General features: G+C 44.1%; 6 protein-coding genes, 1 pseudogene and 3 riboswitches. All 7 genes and pseudogenes read left to right on the top strand.

All coding sequences use genetic code 11. The features are described 5' to 3' along the window. Positions 1–13 precede the first annotated feature (13 nt). The 7 genes and pseudogenes from AC1ECB_RS10695 (at position 14) to AC1ECB_RS10665 (ending at position 17,950) form a co-directional block, all read left to right on the top strand. Positions 14–6,502 carry an autotransporter outer membrane beta-barrel domain-containing protein gene (locus tag AC1ECB_RS10695; protein ID WP_485668685.1) on the top strand — a complete coding sequence of 2,163 codons (6,489 nt, stop codon included), beginning with the start codon at positions 14–16 and terminating at the stop codon, positions 6,500–6,502. A gap of 403 nt (positions 6,503–6,905) precedes the next feature. After that, positions 6,906–13,388: an autotransporter outer membrane beta-barrel domain-containing protein gene (locus tag AC1ECB_RS10690; RefSeq protein ID WP_485668684.1), complete on the top strand. Its 6,483-nt coding sequence runs from the start codon at positions 6,906–6,908 to the stop codon at positions 13,386–13,388. 124 nt (positions 13,389–13,512) lie between these two features. Further along, positions 13,513–13,693: riboswitch (cobalamin riboswitch) on the top strand. 119 nt (positions 13,694–13,812) lie between these two features. Beyond that, positions 13,813–14,337 (top strand): hypothetical protein, encoded by a 525-nt coding sequence (locus AC1ECB_RS10685; RefSeq protein ID WP_485668683.1) that lies wholly within the window; start codon positions 13,813–13,815, stop codon positions 14,335–14,337. After that, complete coding sequence (locus AC1ECB_RS10680; RefSeq protein WP_485668682.1) at positions 14,334–15,002, top strand: hypothetical protein; 669 nt, start codon at positions 14,334–14,336, stop codon at positions 15,000–15,002. The genes AC1ECB_RS10685 and AC1ECB_RS10680 overlap by 4 nt, the downstream gene beginning before the upstream one ends. Before the next feature lie 43 nt (positions 15,003–15,045). Next, positions 15,046–15,226: riboswitch (cobalamin riboswitch) on the top strand. Positions 15,227–15,362: 136 nt separating this feature from the next. Further along, positions 15,363–15,545: riboswitch (cobalamin riboswitch) on the top strand. A 210-nt stretch (positions 15,546–15,755) separates the two neighbouring features. Beyond that, on the top strand, positions 15,756–16,289 hold the full coding sequence (locus AC1ECB_RS10675) for a hypothetical protein (protein ID WP_485668681.1): 534 nt from the start codon (positions 15,756–15,758) through the stop codon (positions 16,287–16,289). Between the two features lie 73 nt (positions 16,290–16,362). After that, a pseudogene (locus tag AC1ECB_RS10670) lies at positions 16,363–16,764 on the top strand (TonB-dependent receptor); the annotation flags it as partial. A gap of 1 nt (position 16,765) precedes the next feature. Then, the gene (locus AC1ECB_RS10665) at positions 16,766–17,950 is read left to right on the top strand and encodes a TonB-dependent receptor domain-containing protein (RefSeq protein WP_485668680.1); all 1,185 of its coding nucleotides are present in this window, start codon (positions 16,766–16,768) and stop codon (positions 17,948–17,950) included. Positions 17,951–18,057: the final 107 nt, after the last annotated feature.

The following is an 18,057-nucleotide window of genomic DNA, read 5'->3' as shown; positions in this document are numbered from 1 at the left end:
GGAGTTGTATGAGGTGTGCGGTAGTTGGGTAAAAGAATTAAGACAAAGGAATTTCCAAAAGAAGCTGGCAACAGCTGTTACGCTGGGCTTGCTTTGCGGCACGTATCTGCCAGGGGTTCAGGCTGCGGAATACACCGGCAAAATAACCAGTGATATTACCAGTGATAATACCGTAGTAAATGGCAAAGCGTCGCTTAATGGCGACACAGCTACGTATAATTTTACTGAGGATACAATTATTAATAACAGTTATACCTGGCAAGAATTAGCCGCAATGGGTATAACAGCAGACTATCAAGGCTATATTGGCACCATCCAGCCTGGTGGTCCGACGGGCCCGAAAGCGAGCAGTGGTGTATACCATAATATGCTGTTTAATCTCAACGGGCATGATTTGACTGTCAACCATATTGTTGACACAGGAATAGGGCAGATTGATCCGGCAAGGCCAACTGCTGGTACTTTAATTTCCAGTACACCTCTTTATGTAGAAAAACCTGTCAGTATTACTTTTGACAATGTAGGCAAACTTACGCTTAATAACCAATCGACAGGCTACTATTTAGCAGGAATTTATGCAGGCTATTATCGCGGCTTAGGAACAGAGGAGAAAGAGCTCGTTGCCGGCAGACCAACCATCATCATCAATAATGATAAAGGCTGGGAGACTGCTGTCACTGTTACCGCTGGTGGCGGTCAATATTCGGAGAACATAACCGGTGTTAAGATATTTAACCGTGGTGAATTGATTATCAAAGGCTACGCAGATTTTGCCAAAGATACGAAAGATGCTGAAGGAAAAGTTATTTCTACCAAATACTATGGTCTAGACGTCAATACCATGGGAAGCAGAGAAAACATGAGTGCGCATTTTTCTGTTGGCGGCGGTCGCTGGGGTCAGATTTATGGCTATGGTAATTCTTTGTTGGAACTGAATACAGTACAGAATGCCAATGGAAATGTCACCGCTACGAACAATGATGTAATTATGGTGGGTGATATCCAAACCAGCAACAGTTCCTGGAGCGAACAGATTACAACTGTTAATTTGGGTCTGACGACAAAAAACTCTTACTGGCAGGGTGCTACTTATTCAGGCACAGGTAATCAGGTTCAGAATTTGTTTATCCAGAACGGCGGCAGTTGGATAAATAATGATGCCAGAGTGTCAAATGTCATCAATTTGCATGGCGGTTCCAGCATAGATACAGCCGGTATTTTGAAATTTTCTAACACCAATGCCGGAGCGAGTATCGATAATTATGAAGGTAATATCGTCGCAATGTATGATCATGCTGACGCAACACCGGCCACAATGCTCGGCGGTAATATTACTATAAAAAGCGCCGTCGTTGACTCATCTATTACCTTACAGACAGGCAGTAACGGCATAGATGTTACTAATAAAGCTAATGTAAACGGCGTTCTTGATTCTTTAGCTAATAAACTTTTCTATACTGGTTACATTACGGGCGAAAGAGATTTGACCGGTAAGGTGAAGATAGCCGAAGGCCTGACTACTCAATCAGCTGAAAAGGTTATCGGGAATATATGGTATGATGCTACAACCGGACAGGGCAATTATATCCAGCAGACCGTGACTGACTATACTACAACGCTGACTGGTACTTCAAACGACATTCAATATATAGATGGCGGTGTTTATTATGCTGACGGCGATATTCGCAGCAAGAAAGCAACAAATATTACCGTCACTGATGTGCCCGCGATAGATGTTGCTGAAAATATTAATTTAGTTGTTGATATGCTTGGCAGTAAATGGAATGTTTCTTCTACGTCTGACACAGGAAATGTTACAGCAATTTCCGTAGATAATAATGCTTCGCTGGTTGTTAATAATATGGGCGATATCACGGTTAATGCGGCTGGACAGAACGCAGTAGGATTATACGCTGGTATTGGCGCTGCTGGAGCAGCAACTGACAAGGCGTCGATAACAATCGACATGAATTATGATAACGAGGACGCTTCTATTCTCTTTGACGGCGACGCGGATCAGGCATATACGGCAGTTAAAGCGGGAAAACAGGGAACTATTACGATTTCTTCACCTATACAGCTATCTGAGGCTTTGCAGAATTCTGCGAATGTCACTATTTTTGCGGCGAACGGCGGTAATATCACTTACTCTAGCGAAAATGGCGGCATTTTAAAAACTAAAGGCTATCTGGTTAAAGCTACTGACGGAGCTCAGGTTAAGCTCGATAATTGTGGAACTAACGAAATACAGGGAGATATTTCAGTCACAAAAGGTACTTCTATGGATGATAAGCTGACAAATGTTTTCCTGAATTTGAACCAAGGCCAGTCCTGGACCGGCAGTGCCGGCGGTGATGAAACTTTTGAATTATATATGTCTGTTTACGGTTCAGGCAGCGACGGTGCTGTCTGGAATAATGCCTGGCTGAACGGCAGTAAGGCCGATACCCATGTATCTAAACTTGAACTGGGATTAGGCAAACCATCAAACATTTATCAGAAAAATGCCGGAAAATTATACTTGGATAAGGTAAGTTACGGTGTTCTGGATATTTACTATGAGCATGATAAAGATAATGTTAGTAGTTTCGCAGCCGGAGATACTATAGTTGAACATGGCGAAACAAGATCTATTAATGATCAAAAAACGGAAATGGTTTTAAAGACGGACAATACGGGAATAAATATGGATAATAAAGAGCAAGTCAACAGTGTGCTGAAAGCTCTGGCTAACAAGCTGACCTATACCGGCTACACTGCCGGCGAACGTGATGTCAACGGGCATGCGGAAATTATGGAAGGTCTGTTAACTTCGTCTGCTAAGCTTGCGGGTGGCATTATCAGCTTTAATGAAACTACAGGTCAAGGCTTTTATACGCCGCAAACCGCAAATTCCTTTACTGCAGCCTTAACTGGCGGTACTGATGCGGAATATGCTCTTAATGGTGTGAAAAGTGATTCTGCCTATTTGTTTAAAGAAGACAGTAGCATTAACACTGCCTATGACAAGAACGGGGCCGTTTATGCAGCTGTAGATGTCGGTGAAGGAAATACCGTCAGCCTGAAACTGGATGGCAATTTGCTTAAGGTGCAAAGCAGCGCCAATGTTACGGACACAGGCAGCGGGTATGCTGCAGGTATCAATGTTCGCAAAGGAGCTTTGCTTACTTCTAACAACGGCAATCTACTTATTAATGCCAGTGGCAACTGTAAGGCGGTTTACGGTATCTATGCTTCCGGCGATGCTGAAGGTATAGTGCGGAACATGCTGAGCATTACTCAGCAAACACAAAATAACAATTTTAATGCGACAAATGTCCTGAAAATTACGGGTACAGCTGGCGAGGGCGGCAAATTCACGGCAATAAAAGCTGATAATAACGCTAATATTAATATAACAAGCAAGGTTAAGATTGATGCTGCAAAGGGTGTAGGTATTGTTGCAGATAATGGCAGTAGCGTAACTGTCAAGTTTGCGAACAGCTTGTTTAGAAGTGATGATCAAACTAGTTACCTTGATGCTGCTGGCGGTATTGCCGTAATGGCAGGTAGAAACAGTAAAGTTACCTTGGCTAATCTCAATGCTGGCGATTCTATAATCGGAGATATTGTTACAGATATCGACGGAAAAGGTGGAGCAGTAAATATTGATTTAGGCTATCAAGGTAAGTGGACTGGCAGTGTGCAGGGGGACGGTACTTTTAATATTACTTTAAACGGTTCCACTGGCGCTGTCTGGACAAACGAATGGCAACAGGGCAGTGGTGATAACCATGTAACGCTTTTCAAGGGTGCCACGAATGACAGCTCTCCTTTTGGCATCATATACCAGAAAAATACAGGCAAACTGAGTATTGATTCTTTTACCGGCATGACAGCTGTACATTACGACCATAACAGGTTGGACCCAACTCAGATTATCGGTGGAGATGTAGTAATCAATTCTTCTGTATCAGGCGGCGGCTATAACAAACGTAATATTGTTTATGTCCGCACTGATACGACTGGTATTGACTTAAATGATACGCTTCAGGTTAATAAGACCTTAAATGCATTGGCTAATAAAGTTTATTATAAAGACGCAATCAAGGGAGGATCTACCGGCGGCTACAGCATAACGGGTTCTGCTGCTATTACGGAATCTATGATTACAGGATCAAAGCTAAGTCTCGGTGTTAAGTCAGGAGCTATCGCCTTTAATACCAAGACAGGCCAGGGCTATTACTATTATGCAGCACCGGAGCAGATAGCTAATAAGTTTGGCAACACGCTTACTGGTCATAATAAGATTAGCGATAAGAAAGTAATTGACTACGAATACGCCCAGGGCGGTGTTATTGACAGTACAGGTAATTATAGCTTCAAAACGACCGGCAGCACGGTTGCCAACAAAATCGCAGCAGATGACGTAGATACTATTACTTTTGGCAATGGCGAAGGAGCTGTCACGGCTGTTAGCGGTATAGCTGCCCAAGACATTGGCATTAAAGTGACAGCCGAAAATACGCTGGATGTTACTGCCAAAGCAACGGCAGAGGGCAAGGCGGCTATAAGCGTCTATACGGCCGCAGGCAAGACTGCTGATTTAAACGCAGAGAATCTGGCGCTTACTGCCAGCAGCGAAAAAGGCAATGCATATGGTATTTATAATGAAGGTACTCTTACTATTGCTAAAAACCTTACTGTTAAATCAACAGGAACCGGTATATTGGCAGCAAGTGGCAATGTTAAGGTTGACGGACATGCAATTATTAACGCTGATGGAATTGGCGTGCAAACCGGAACAACTGGCGTTGTTCAACTGGCCTCAGCAGAAATTAAATCCGGTGAAGGTAAAGCGGCTATTAATGCCGCAGGCGGCAATATAATACTTAATACTGGTGAAACCGGACAGGCTATCGTTGCGGGAGACATTGTTGCCAGCAGTGGCGGTACTGTAGATGTAAGCTTCAGCAATAGTAACGCTTCCTTCAACGGCAACATCGTCAATGACAGCAGTACGGTTAATATGAAGCTGAAGAATGGAGCAGTCTGGACCAATACGGCAAATGACAGCGGCAATGCAAGTGCCGTTATTAACAGCTTCAACGGCGGCGACAGTAAAGCTAACGCTGGTATTATCAAGCAGGAAAGCAGCAATAAAATTACCATCAATAATTACAGCGGCAACACGAAGTTCATCTATGCGCATGATGAGAATGATCCGACGAACATTATTGGCGGCGGTGTAGTTATCGGTGCTGCGGCTAAAGGCTCAGCAATCAGCCTGGTAACGGATTATAAAGGCATAGGCACAGGCAATGAAGCAGTATTGGGCGTATTTGAAGCTCTGGCCAACAAAGTTACTTATGAAGAAGCGGAAAATAAAAAACTGAGATCTGCTTTGAATGCAGGCAGTAACCTTAGCGGCACACTGGAAATAGCGGAAGGACTGCTTACCAGCAGTGCGGCTATGAAAACCAGTGATCTGAGTTTTGACAGCAATGGCCAGGGGCATGTCGGCGGCACGGTGCTTGATGTCGATTCAGATACGGGAAACACAACCGAACATACTCCGGAAATAACTTATGGCAACAAACAAACAGCTATGATGCGCGGCGCAAAATCAGCGATGGTATCATCTGCACTGGTTTGGAGAGCTGAGAATAATGATGTTATGAAACGTCTTGGCGACTTGCGGCTTGATCCTAAGGCTCAAGATGGTATTTGGCTGAAAATGGGCGGCGGCAAAACCAGCTATAAGCAGGATAATACCGATTTCAAAACTGACTTTAAAACCTATCAATTAGGTTATGACAAAGCCGTAGGCCAGGACGGCTGGCGTCTTGGCGCTGCGGTAAGTTATCTTAAAGGCGACAGCGCTTACGAAACAGGCAGCGGCGACAACCGGTCTACGAGCCTGAGCTTGTATGGCAGCTGGCTGGGAGAAAAAGGCCACTATGCCGATGTTATTCTGCGCGGCAGTAAAGTGAAAGCCGATTATACAGTATATAATGATTACGGCTACAAGCTTAACGGTGATTATGATACAACAGGAATGGCAGTAAGTGCTGAATATGGACGACGTATTAAAACTGGCAGCAAAGGCTTCTATTATGAGCCGCAGGTTGAATTTACCTACAGCCGGCTGGGAAGCGACAGCTATAACGCCCACAGCGATTATTTGGGTGGCACGGATCTGCATGTAGTGCAGGATAGTTTTGACAGCCTGATTGGGCGCATTGGGATTGGCGCTGGAGTTCAGAACGAACGCAGCAGCGCCTTTGTCAAGGTATCGTTGCTGCATGAGTTCCTGGGAGACTTTGCCACCAGCTATTCGGCCTCCGGCGAGCAGTCTAAAAGCACAAGCGCGGACTTTGGTGGTACCTGGGTCAATCTACAACTTGGCGGTACAGCTAAGCTCAGTAATAACAGCTTTGCCTACGCTAATGTTGAAAAATCATTTGGCGGCGATGTCAAGATGGACTGGCGTGCTGATGTAGGCTTCCGGTTCACCTTTTAAACAACTGTGAGTATGATTAGAGTTGTTGCAATAACAGATCTAACTGTTTAAGCTGTTGTCGAGTAATGAGTTCTTTTCGATTAAGAACTCGTTACTCACTATTATAACCCGTAAGAATCTTCTATATCAGCTCCGTGGCGGAAACTTTTCAATTCATTCAAAGGTGCGGTAATAAAAAAATTCAGCAAATCAGTTACGATAATTTTGCATGCTAAATCCATGTCATAAAGGACGTCTCTTTTCTGATCATCATTGGTGTGGTAATCATGATTTTACAGAAAGTGCGTTCTTTTGTCTTACCTATTTTTGGTTAATCAACACGGTGCTGCTATTAGGGGGTGGTGAGAGGAACAGGTTAAATGCCAACAATAGGAAAAGAATGCTTGTGAAGGAGTTGTTTTAGTTGAGTGGTAATTGGCTAAAAGTATTAAGACGAAGGAAGCTGCACAAAAAGCTGGCAACAGTTGTTACGCTGGGCTTGCTTTGCGGCACGTATCTGCCAGGGGTTCAGGCTGCGGAATACACCGGCAAAATAACCAGTGATATTATTAGCGATAATACAGTAGTAAATGGCAAAGCGTCGCTTAATGGCGACACAGCTACGTATAATTTTACTGAGGATACAATTATTAATAACAGTTATACCTGGCAGGAATTAGCCGCAATGGGTATAACCGCAGACTATCAAGGCTATATTGGCACCATCCAGCCTGGTGGTCCGACGGGCCCGAAAGCGAGCAGTGGTGTATACCATAATATGCTGTTTAATCTCAACGGGCATGATTTGACTGTCAACCATATTGTGGACACAGGAATAGGGCAGATTGATCCGGCAAGACCAACTGCTGGTGCTTTAATTTCCAGTACGCCTCTTTATGTAGAAAAACCTGTCAGTATTACTTTTGATAATGTAGGCAAACTTACGCTTAATAACCAATCGACAGGCTACTATTTGGCAGGAATTTATGCTGGCTATTATCGCGGCTTAGGGACAGAGGAGAAAGAGCTCGCTGCCGGCAGACCAACCATCATCATCAACAATGATAAGGGCTGGAAGAATGCAGTCACTGTTACCGCCGGCGGTGGCCAGTATTCGGAGAATATAACCGGCGTTAAGATATTTAACCGCGGTGAGTTGATTATCAAAGGCTATGCGGATTTTGCTAAGGATAAGAAAGATGGCGAAGGAAATATTTTATCTACCAAATACTTTGGCCTTGATGTTAACACTATGGGCAACAGAGTGGATACTAGTGCGCATCTTTCAATTGGTGGCGGCCGCTGGGGCACCATTTATGGCTATGGTAATTCTTTATTAGAGCTTAATACTGTTAAAGATTCTGCTGGAAATGTAACCGCTACCAATAATGATGTTATGATGGTAGGAGATATCCAAACCAAAGGATCCTACAGCACCGATATAACAACCGTTAATTTAGGGCTGACAACGAAAGACTCTTTCTGGCAGGGCTCCACGAATTCCGGCACCGGCAATCAGGTTCAACATTTGTTTATCCAGAACGGCGGTAGCTGGATAAACAACGCGACCAGAGTATCAAACATTATTAATTTGCATGGAGGTTCCACTGCGGATACGGCAGGTATATTGAAATTCTCCAACACAAATGCCGGAGCGAGTATCGATAAATATGATGGCAATATCGTTGCCATGTATGCGCATGCTGACGCAACGCCGGCTACAATGCTCGGGGGTAGTATCACGATAAAAAGCGCTGCCGCTGACTCCGCGATTACCTTGCAGACGGGCAGTAATGGCATAGATGTTACTAATAATGCTACTGTAAACGGCGTGCTTGATTCCTTAGCCAATAAACTTTTTTATACAGGTTACCTTACGGGTGAAAGAAATCTGGCCGGTAAAGTGAAGATTGCCGAAGGACTGACTACGGAATCAGCCGAAAAAGCGATCGGCGACATATGGTATGACGCCAAGAGCGGCCAAGGCAACTATATCCAGCAGGCTATAACTGAGTATACCACTACCTTGACCGGAACCTCAGCAGATTTGCAATATATTGCCGGCGGCGTCTATTATGCTAACGGTGATATTCGCAGCAAAAAAGCCACCAGCATTAGTGTCACTAATGCACCGGCCATTGATGTGGCGAAAAACACAAATTTAGTTATTGATATGCGTGGCAGCAACTGGAACATTGCAGCTACTTCTGACCATGGCGAAGTTACGGCAGTTGCTGTAGATGATAAGGCTTCACTGACAGTTAACAATATGGGTACGATTACAGTTGCTGCGAATGGCCGGAACGCCGTAGGGTTCTATGCCGGTATTGGTGCTGGCGGGACAGCAACCGATAAGGCATCCATAACAGTAAATAAAATGAGTACGCCCATTATTTTTACTGGGGATGCGAATTATGCATATACCGCTGTCAAAGCCGGAAAACAGGGAAACATAACGATTTCTTCACCGATACAGATATCTGAAGACTTGCAAAAATCCGTAAATACCACAGTTTTTGACGCTGACGGCGGGAGTATTACCTACGCATTGCCAGCTAATTTTAAAGACGCTAAGAACTTAAAAACTAATGGTTATTTAATCAAAGCCAATAATGGGGCAATGGTAAAGGTTGGAAGCTCTATGGGAACCGCCCCTGAATTGAAAGGTGATATTTTAGTTCAAAAAGGGAATTCAACCGATGGCAAACTGACCAATGTAACTCTGACTGTTGGGAAAACTCAAACCTGGACCGGCAGTGTTGGCGGTGACGGCACTTTTGAATTAAATATGGGCAGAAGCGGCATAACCACTGATATTGGCGGAACCTGGTATAATAAGTGGCTGAATGGCAGCAATGACGATACCCGTGTGTCAGAGCTTACTGTAGGCTCGTCAATGCCGTCAAGCATTTACCAGCAAAATACCGGGAAACTATATTTGGATAATGTAAGTTATGGTGTCTTGGATATTTATTATGAGCATGCTCAGGATAATGTCGCAAATTTTGCCGCCGGTGATACAGTAGTAGGCCATGGAGAAACCAGATCAGGGAAAAATACAGAATTTGTTTTAAAGACTGACAGCACTGATATTGATATGAATAATAAGACACAAGTCAGCAGTGTGCTGCAGGCTTTGGCTAAAAAGCTGACTTACACTGGTTACATCACTGGTGAACGTGATGTCAATGGTCATGCGGAAATAATGGAGGGGTTGTTAAGTTCTTCCGCTAAACTCGCCGGTGGAACTATCAGCTTTAATGAAACTACTGGTCAGGGCTTCTATATGCCGCAAACCTCAAATTCTTTTACGACAGCGATAACCGGTGGTACTGATGCAGAATATACTCTTGGCGGTGTTAAAAATGGATCTGCCTACTTGTTTAAAGAGGATACCACTATCAATACTGTCTATGACAAGAGCGGTGACGTTTATGCAGCGGTAGATGTCGGTGAAGGAAAAACTGTGGATCTGAAACCGGACGGCAACTTGCTGAAGGTGCAAAGTAGTGCCGCTGTTGCAGATGCAGGGAACGGGTATGTTGCCGGTATCAATATTCGCAAAGGAGGTGCGCTTACTGCCAGTAATGGCAATTTGTTAATTAACGCCAGCGGCAATGTTAAAGAAGTTTACGGTATTTATGCTTCCGGTGATCCTGGCGCTGCAGCAAGCAATATGGTAACAATTACACAGCAGGCTCTGAATGGTGACTTTAACGATGGCAATGTTCTAAAAATTTCGGGAGCAGCAGGTGAAGGCGGCAAATTTACCGCTATAAAGGCTAATAATAATGCTAACATTACGATCACAAGCAAAGTTAAAATTGACGCCAAAGCGGGTGTGGGCATTGTTGCCGATAATGGCAGTAATATAAACATAAGCGCAGGCAACGTTTATAATGCAGACAAACAAACCAGCTATTTTGATGCTGCAGGCGGTATTGCTATCATGGCCGGTAAAAACAGTAAAGTCACTTTGAGTTCTATGAAGGCTGGAGAGTTTATCAACGGTGACATTTATACTGATATTGCCGGCGAGGGCGGACAGGTTGATGTCGCCTTAAACGGCAACAGCCAGTGGACGGGAAGTGCCCAAGGCAAAGGTATTTTTAATATTACATTAAACAGCACTCTGTCTCTTTGGACAAATCAATGGCAACAGGGCAGTGGCGACACTCATGTAAATCTTTTCACAGGTGCTGCAAACAGCGGATCTCCATTCGGAGTCATCTATCAGAAAAACAGCGGTAAACTGAATATTGATTCTTTTGCCGGTATGACAGCTATACATTATGACCATAACGGGTCAGACCCTACACAGATTATTGGCGGCGATGTGGTAATCAATTCATCGGTATCCGGCGGTGGCTGGAACAAAGGTAATCTGGTCTATGTTCGTACTGATACTACAGGTATTGACTTTAATAATGAACTGCAAGTTAATAAAACTTTGAATGCTTTGGCTAATAAAATTTATTACAAAGACGCAATGCTGGGGGGTTCTTCCGGGGGCTACAGCATAGCGGGGTCAGCGGCTATTACTGAGACTGTAACTGGCGGCTCACGGACAAACCTCGGTGTCAAGTCAGGAGCTATCGGTTTTAATACCAAGACTGGCCAAGGCTACTATTACTATGCGGCACCCGAGCAGGTGGCAAATGAGTTTGGCAGCACCCTTACGGGTCACAATCAGATCAGTGATCACATATATTGGGATTATGAATACGCCCAGGGCGGCGTTATTGACAGTGAAGGCAATTATAGCTTCAAAACAGTCGGTAGCACGGTTGCCAACAAAATCGCAGCAGATGACGTAGATACGATTACTTTTGGCAATGGCGAAGGAGCTGTCACGGCTGTTAGCGGTATAGCTGCCCAAGACATTGGCATTAAAGTAACAGCCGAAAATACGCTTGATGTTACTGCCAAAGCAACGGCAGAGGGCAAGGCGGCTATAAGCATCTATACGGCAGCAGACAAGACTGCTGATTTAAGCGCAGAGAATCTGGCGCTTACTGCCAGCAGCGCAAAAGGCAATGCATATGGCATTTATAATGAAGGTACTCTTACTATTGCTAAAAACCTTACTGTTAAATCAACAGGAACCGGTATATTGGCAGCAAGCGGCAATGTTAAGGTTGACGGACATGCAATTATTAACGCTGATGGAATTGGCGTGCAAGCCGGAACAACTGGCGTTGTTCAACTGGCCTCAGCAGAAATTAAATCTGGTGAAGGTAAAGCGGCTCTTAATGCCGCAGGCGGCAATATAATACTTAATACTGCTGAAACCGGACAGGCTATTGTTGCGGGAGACATTGTTGCCAGCAGTGGCGGTACTGTAGATGTAAGCTTCAGCAATAGTAACGCTTCCTTCAACGGCAACATCGTCAATGACAGCAGTATGGTTAATATGAAGCTGAAGAATGGAGCAGTCTGGACCAATACGGCAAATGACAGCGGCAATGCAAGTGCCGTTATTAACAGCTTCAACGGCGGCGACAGTAAAGCTAACGCTGGTATTATCAAGCAGGAAAGCAGCAATAAAATTACCATCAATAATTACAGCGGCAACACGAAGTTCATCTATGCGCATGATGAGAATGATCCGACGAACATTATTGGCGGCGGTGTAGTTATCGGTGCTGCGGCTAAAGGCTCAGCAATCAGCCTGGTAACGGATTATAAAGGCATAGGCACAGGCAATGAAGCAGTATTGGGCGTATTTGAAGCTCTGGCCAACAAAGTTACTTATGAAGAAGCGGAAAATAAAAAACTGAGATCTGCTTTGAATGCAGGCAGTAACCTTAGCGGCACACTGGAAATAGCGGAAGGACTGCTTACCAGCAGTGCGGCTATGAAAACCAGTGATCTGAGTTTTGACAGCAATGGCCAGGGGCATGTCGGCGGCACGGTGCTTGATGTCGATTCAGATACGGGAAACACAACCGAACATACTCCGGAAATAACTTATGGCAACAAACAAACAGCCATGATGCGCGGCGCAAAATCAGCGATGGTATCATCTGCACTGGTCTGGAGAGCTGAGAATAATGATGTTATGAAACGTCTTGGCGACTTGCGGCTTGATCCTAAGGCTCAAGATGGTATTTGGCTGAAAATGGGCGGCGGCAAAACCAGCTATAAGCAGGATAATACCGATTTCAAAACTGACTTTAAAACCTATCAATTAGGTTATGACAAAGCCGTAGGCCAGGACGGCTGGCGTCTTGGCGCTGCGGTAAGTTATCTTAAAGGCGACAGCGCTTACGAAACAGGCAGCGGCGACAACCGGTCTACGAGCCTGAGCTTGTATGGCAGCTGGCTGGGAGAAAAAGGCCACTATGCCGATGTTATTCTGCGCGGCAGTAAAGTGAAAGCCGATTATACAGTATATAATGATTACGGCTACAAGCTTAACGGTGATTATGATACAACAGGAATGGCAGTAAGTGCTGAATATGGACGACGTATTAAAACTGGCAGCAAAGGCTTCTATTATGAGCCGCAGGTTGAATTTACCTACAGCCGGCTGGGAAGCGACAGCTATAACGCCCACAGCGATTATTTGGGTGGCACGGATCTGCATGTAGTGCAGGATAGTTTTGACAGCCTGATTGGGCGCATTGGGATTGGCGCTGGAGTTCAGAACGAACGCAGCAGCGCTTTTGTCAAGGTATCATTGCTGCATGAGTTCCTGGGAGACTTTGCCACCAGCTATTCGGCCTCCGGCGAGCAGTCTAAAAGCACAAGCGCGGACTTTGGTGGTACCTGGGTCAATCTACAACTTGGCGGTACAGCTAAGCTTAGTAATAACAGTTTTGCTTACGCTAATGTTGAAAAATCATTTGGCGGCGATGTCAAGATGGACTGGCGTGCTGATGCAGGCTTCCGGTTCACCTTTTAAACAACTGTGAATATGATTAGAGTTGTTGAAATAAAAAAAACGTCGAAATAAGCAGAATGAATTTCCGTGACAATTATAACCATCAGTGCTAGAATTAAACAATAGAAGGAATAATAAGACAAAAAAATAGCGTAAAGGTACAGGTGCCCGCAAGGGCTTCATAGAAAAGCCGGTGAAAGACCGGCGCGGTCCCGCCACTGTAATGGGGAGCAATGCCAAGAGATACCACTGGGATATAAGTCCTGGGAAGGTTTGGCTGCGCAATGATCCAGAGCCAGGAGAACTGCCTGTACAACAATCACCGTAGACCTGCGAGAGATGGGGAGGGGATTTGATGAACAAGCATCCCCCTTTGGTCGTCACAGGGGGATGCTTTTATTTTTTAATTAATTCAGCAGGGAGAGGGCGTAAAGGAGCATTTACAATGAAGAATTCAGTACTGTTATTACTTGTGGGTTGTTTCTTACTTCCCGGTATTTCTGTACAGGCCGCAGAACCGGCAGATACTTCGCCGCTAACTTGGGAGATAAGCGTTTTGCAAAAACCAACCGCAGAAGAAATCGAGCGGCAACGCTGGTCTGATGTATATGCCAATGACATTGGTAGTTATAGATTTGACAATAAATCACTGCACATTGATGAAACCGATAAAAATTTGGTGCATGTTCTGATTAGAACCATTTTTGCCGATTCGAAGATTATCGGCAATTTGAACGAAAAGTATCAGGGAAAACTGAGCGCAGGTGACAAAGTCACTCTCAGCGAAATGCAGATGGTCTTTCAGCTAAAGGAAAAAATGTATGCAGTAACAGAGACCAGGATAGTTAGCGAACAAGGAATTGTAGTGGAAGATACCAAGAAAACTGCCAAATTTGTTGCTGTTACGCCAAATACCTTTGCTGAATCCATGTACTATATTGCTAAAAAGTGTAAGCAGGGATGCCTATGATCAAAATGCCAAATATTGATTTCGTTCACCTGGATACGGCAACCCCCAGTGAGCGGCAAGCGGCCGATCAAGAAATCGTACAATGGGCCGCAGAGGTGTTAGCGGAAGTGGTAAAAAAACCGGATGAGCTTAGCGAAAGACAATTAAATCGGTATTTGTATGTGATAACAAAATTCAGTCTGTTTTTGCCCAATGCCGCCAATCCCCTCGATTTTAATCAGTATTTTCTTTTTATTTTCTGCTATTCGTTATTTAATGCCATATATGTTGACAGACAACAAGGGCGGGTCATAAACTTTAGCACCGAAGATGTATATGCCGTCTTGATACTGATCTTCAAAAAATATTTTACCAACAATCACAATCGGCTGCCGAATTACTTTAAACTAATTCGAAATCTGAATGATACCAAAGCGTTTACCGAACAATTTAGGGAGCACTGTCAGGAAGAACGCAAAAAACTGGATTATTATGCGGTAATAGAATACCTGAACGAGAAAAAACTGGTAGAATTGGTTCCTCCGATACCGTCAATCAAAGTACATCCTAAGATCGTAACAACCATCTTATATGAACTTTGTCATTTAATCAGGCAAAGCAGTCAGAAGACAGCAATGGAAAATGACATGGCCGCCGGTAAGTGTAGTCTAGGGAAAGTGTTTTGAATCTGCTGTCAGGCGGCTATAACAATAGCAAATATAAGACAATACATAGCGTAAAGGTACAGGTGCCCGCAAGGGCTTCATAGAAAAGCCGGTGAAAGGCCGGCGCGGTCCCGCCACTGTAATGGGGAGCAAAGCCAAGAGATGCCACTGGGATACAAGTCCTGGGAAGGTTTGGCAGCGTAATGATCCAGAGCCAGGAGAACTGCCTGTACAACAATCACCGTTGACCTGCGAAGATGGGGAGGGGATTTAATGAACAAGCAGACGTAACCCCCCTATAATATTACAGGGGGGTTATTTTATTTACGCTTGTCACCAGGTGGGACAAGCAATGACTTACCAACAACAGCATAGCAGATATCACAGGATATCGGAATAGGTGCCCTGCGGGGCTTAATAGGGAAGCCGGTTAAAGACCGGCACGGTCACGCCACTGTAAACGGGGAGCAATCTCGCCTAGTTGCCACTGGAGCAATCGCTTTGGGAAGGCGCGGGAAAGCCATGAACCGGAGTCAGGATAACTGCCTATTTGACAATCACCATTTTACCTGCGAGTGACAGGGAGGGGATTACGTAAGGTTACCAGACCCTAAAGAAGCTGGCAGCTTAGCGTAAGCACTCCCCAAAAGGGAGTTTTTTTATTTGCTATAGAAAGAGGTGAGACAATTAATACTGGTCGTCGCGTACCTATATTTAATGAATAGCGGTAGCTAAACAAGTTTAGTATGCGGATTATTTGAAAAGGAGCGGAGAATGAAAAAAAAAATAATCGTATTTTTAGTGCTTTTCAGTTTAGTGCCATTTTTGTCTGTTTATGCTGCCGAAAAGGCTGAAGAACCTGCAAGTGGAAGTTGGGAAATGAAGATTTCACGTGAGAAGAAACTAACACCGGCGGAGGAAGAAAGAGAGCGCTGGGTAGGAGTATTTGCCAATGATATAGGTATATATATGTTTGATTGCAAATCTCTGGCAATGGTTGAAAATGAGAAAAATAGTGTCAATGTTCTTGTGAGAACGATATTCACCAACTCCAAGGTTGTTACTCAATTGAATGAACAATACAAAGCAAAACTCAATGCCGATGATAAGGTAGGCTTTAGCGAAATGCAGATGACTTTTAAAGTCGATAAAAGAAAGTATCTTGTTATGGAAACCAAAGTTTACAGTGCTCAGGGTGTTTTGCTGGAAGAAATAAAAGCAAAAGAAGCAGTTTTCAAGGAGGTACCGGTGAAAACATTTGCTGATTCCATGTATGAAGTAGCAAAGGCTTTTTCGCGGAACCAGTAATGAACGGATTTTATTGAGGATGAGAACCTAATTTATCATTAATGTGAAAAATAATTATTAAAGGGGCTTAGCGATGAATAAAAAAAAGGATTTAGAGAAGAGAATAGTTATTGCTTTGCTTTTGGGGCTTAATTGCGTAAACGCAACTGGGTATGCCGAAGAAAATAGTGACCAGAGTAACACTAACCCCAAATTTTCCTTAGAGGCAATAACAGTAGAAGCGGCAAGACCGGATTGGGAGAGCAAGCTTTCCCCAGGTACAGTGACAGTTATCAGACCGGACGATTATCAGGGAGAACAGAAATCTTTACCAGACTTATTAAAAGAAGTGCCGGGTGTTCATGTACGTGAAGTTAACGGTAAAGGGCAATACACGACTGTCAGTGTGCGTGGCTCTACCGCTGCGCAGGTAGGCGTGTTTGTTGACGGCGTTTTGTCAAATCTCGGTGGTGACGCTGCCGTAGATCAAAATACCTATGCGCAAATGGAGCGCTTATGACAGCAGCCGTTGGGGCGGTGCTATTGACGGTACCTATAAAGCCGGCAAAAATCATTTAGTGGAATTTATGGTTAATTATTCTGATGAAAATATGGATGTTGCCGGTTCTGGTATTACAGATGGTACCTTGGAAACAGGCTATTCTTCAGCTAACCGTTATCGTACGGATTATAGTCAAAAGCTGTTCAATGTACAGATGCAGGATACGATAACACTCAATAGGAAAGGCGACCTGTGGCTGACGCCGAGCGTACGTTATAACCAATCCGAAATACACAGCGGCAATGCCGTAGGCTGGGCCAATAATGCGGGGACTCCTGCCGAGTGGATGTTTAAAGCTATCGACCAGCAGGATAACAAGGCTACCTGGCAGTTGGCCTTGAAAAAACAGGTTAATGAGAACTTTACGCTGCGAACTACCTGCGGTACCTATTACCGTTTATTAAATTTATATGAGATAGCAGGTGACGGAGGCGGTATTTTGCCGGCACCTATTTCAAGCAATAGCAACGTTAAGGGACTAAATTTCCCGGTACCGGAAGAAGGAAAACAGTTTGATATCAGTGCTATTTGGGATGGTAAGCTTTTGGGTGCTGACAGTAAACTCCAATTGACTTATTTTTATCGCGATTCGGACAAACTCTTAATGCTGTGGCGGTATGGCTATGATTACTGGAGTTATTCAAATTCTGCCAATGGTACAGCTCGCGGTATTGAACTGCAGACAGATTTTAATTGGGAAAAATGGGATCTGAGCATAGGCGCAACTTATCTTAAAACTTCTGCCGTTCAATGGAATGATTCTCCTTCTGTTAAGCAGGAACCTTACTCCGTGCATCGAACCTATACGCCGGACTGGGAGGGTTATCTGCGCTTAGGTTATCGCCCTGATAAAAAGAATATTGTTTTTGGCGAGGTTAAATATGTTGGTGAAATGTATACTTCCTATTACGAAAACACACCATCAATACAAGATTCCCTGACGACCATTGGTCTGGGAGTTAAGCACAACTTTACTAAAAATTCCCAATTAGTTATAGGATGCAATGATATCTTTAACAGGGGACCAAAATTGAAGATCCACCAGGGAAATTACGTATATAATGCCGATTATCCTTTGCAGGGACGAACTTATTATGTGACAATGCAATATAATTTCTGATTCTCAGGTTCATTAATTAAAATTCATTACCCTGTAATATATACGTGTCGTGGAAAAAAACAGAAAAAATGTCGAAATAAGCAGAATGAATTTACGTGACAATGATA

The sequence above is a fragment of the Sporomusa sp. 246TCP1 genome, assembly GCF_057319775.1.
The sequence above is the reverse complement of the archived record's forward strand: the minus strand, read 5'-3'. Positions and strand labels throughout refer to the sequence as shown.

What these genes read in the sequence shown, in the direction of transcription:
- AC1ECB_RS10675 (WP_485668681.1), top strand. Translation starts at nt 15,756, where the DNA reads ATGAAAAAAAAAATAATCGTATTTTTAGTGCTTTTCAGTTTAGTGCCA.
- AC1ECB_RS10680 (WP_485668682.1), top strand. Translation starts at nt 14,334, where the DNA reads ATGATCAAAATGCCAAATATTGATTTCGTTCACCTGGATACGGCAACC.
- AC1ECB_RS10685 (WP_485668683.1), top strand. Translation starts at nt 13,813, where the DNA reads ATGAAGAATTCAGTACTGTTATTACTTGTGGGTTGTTTCTTACTTCCC.
- AC1ECB_RS10665 (WP_485668680.1), top strand. Translation starts at nt 16,766, where the DNA reads ATGCGCAAATGGAGCGCTTATGACAGCAGCCGTTGGGGCGGTGCTATT.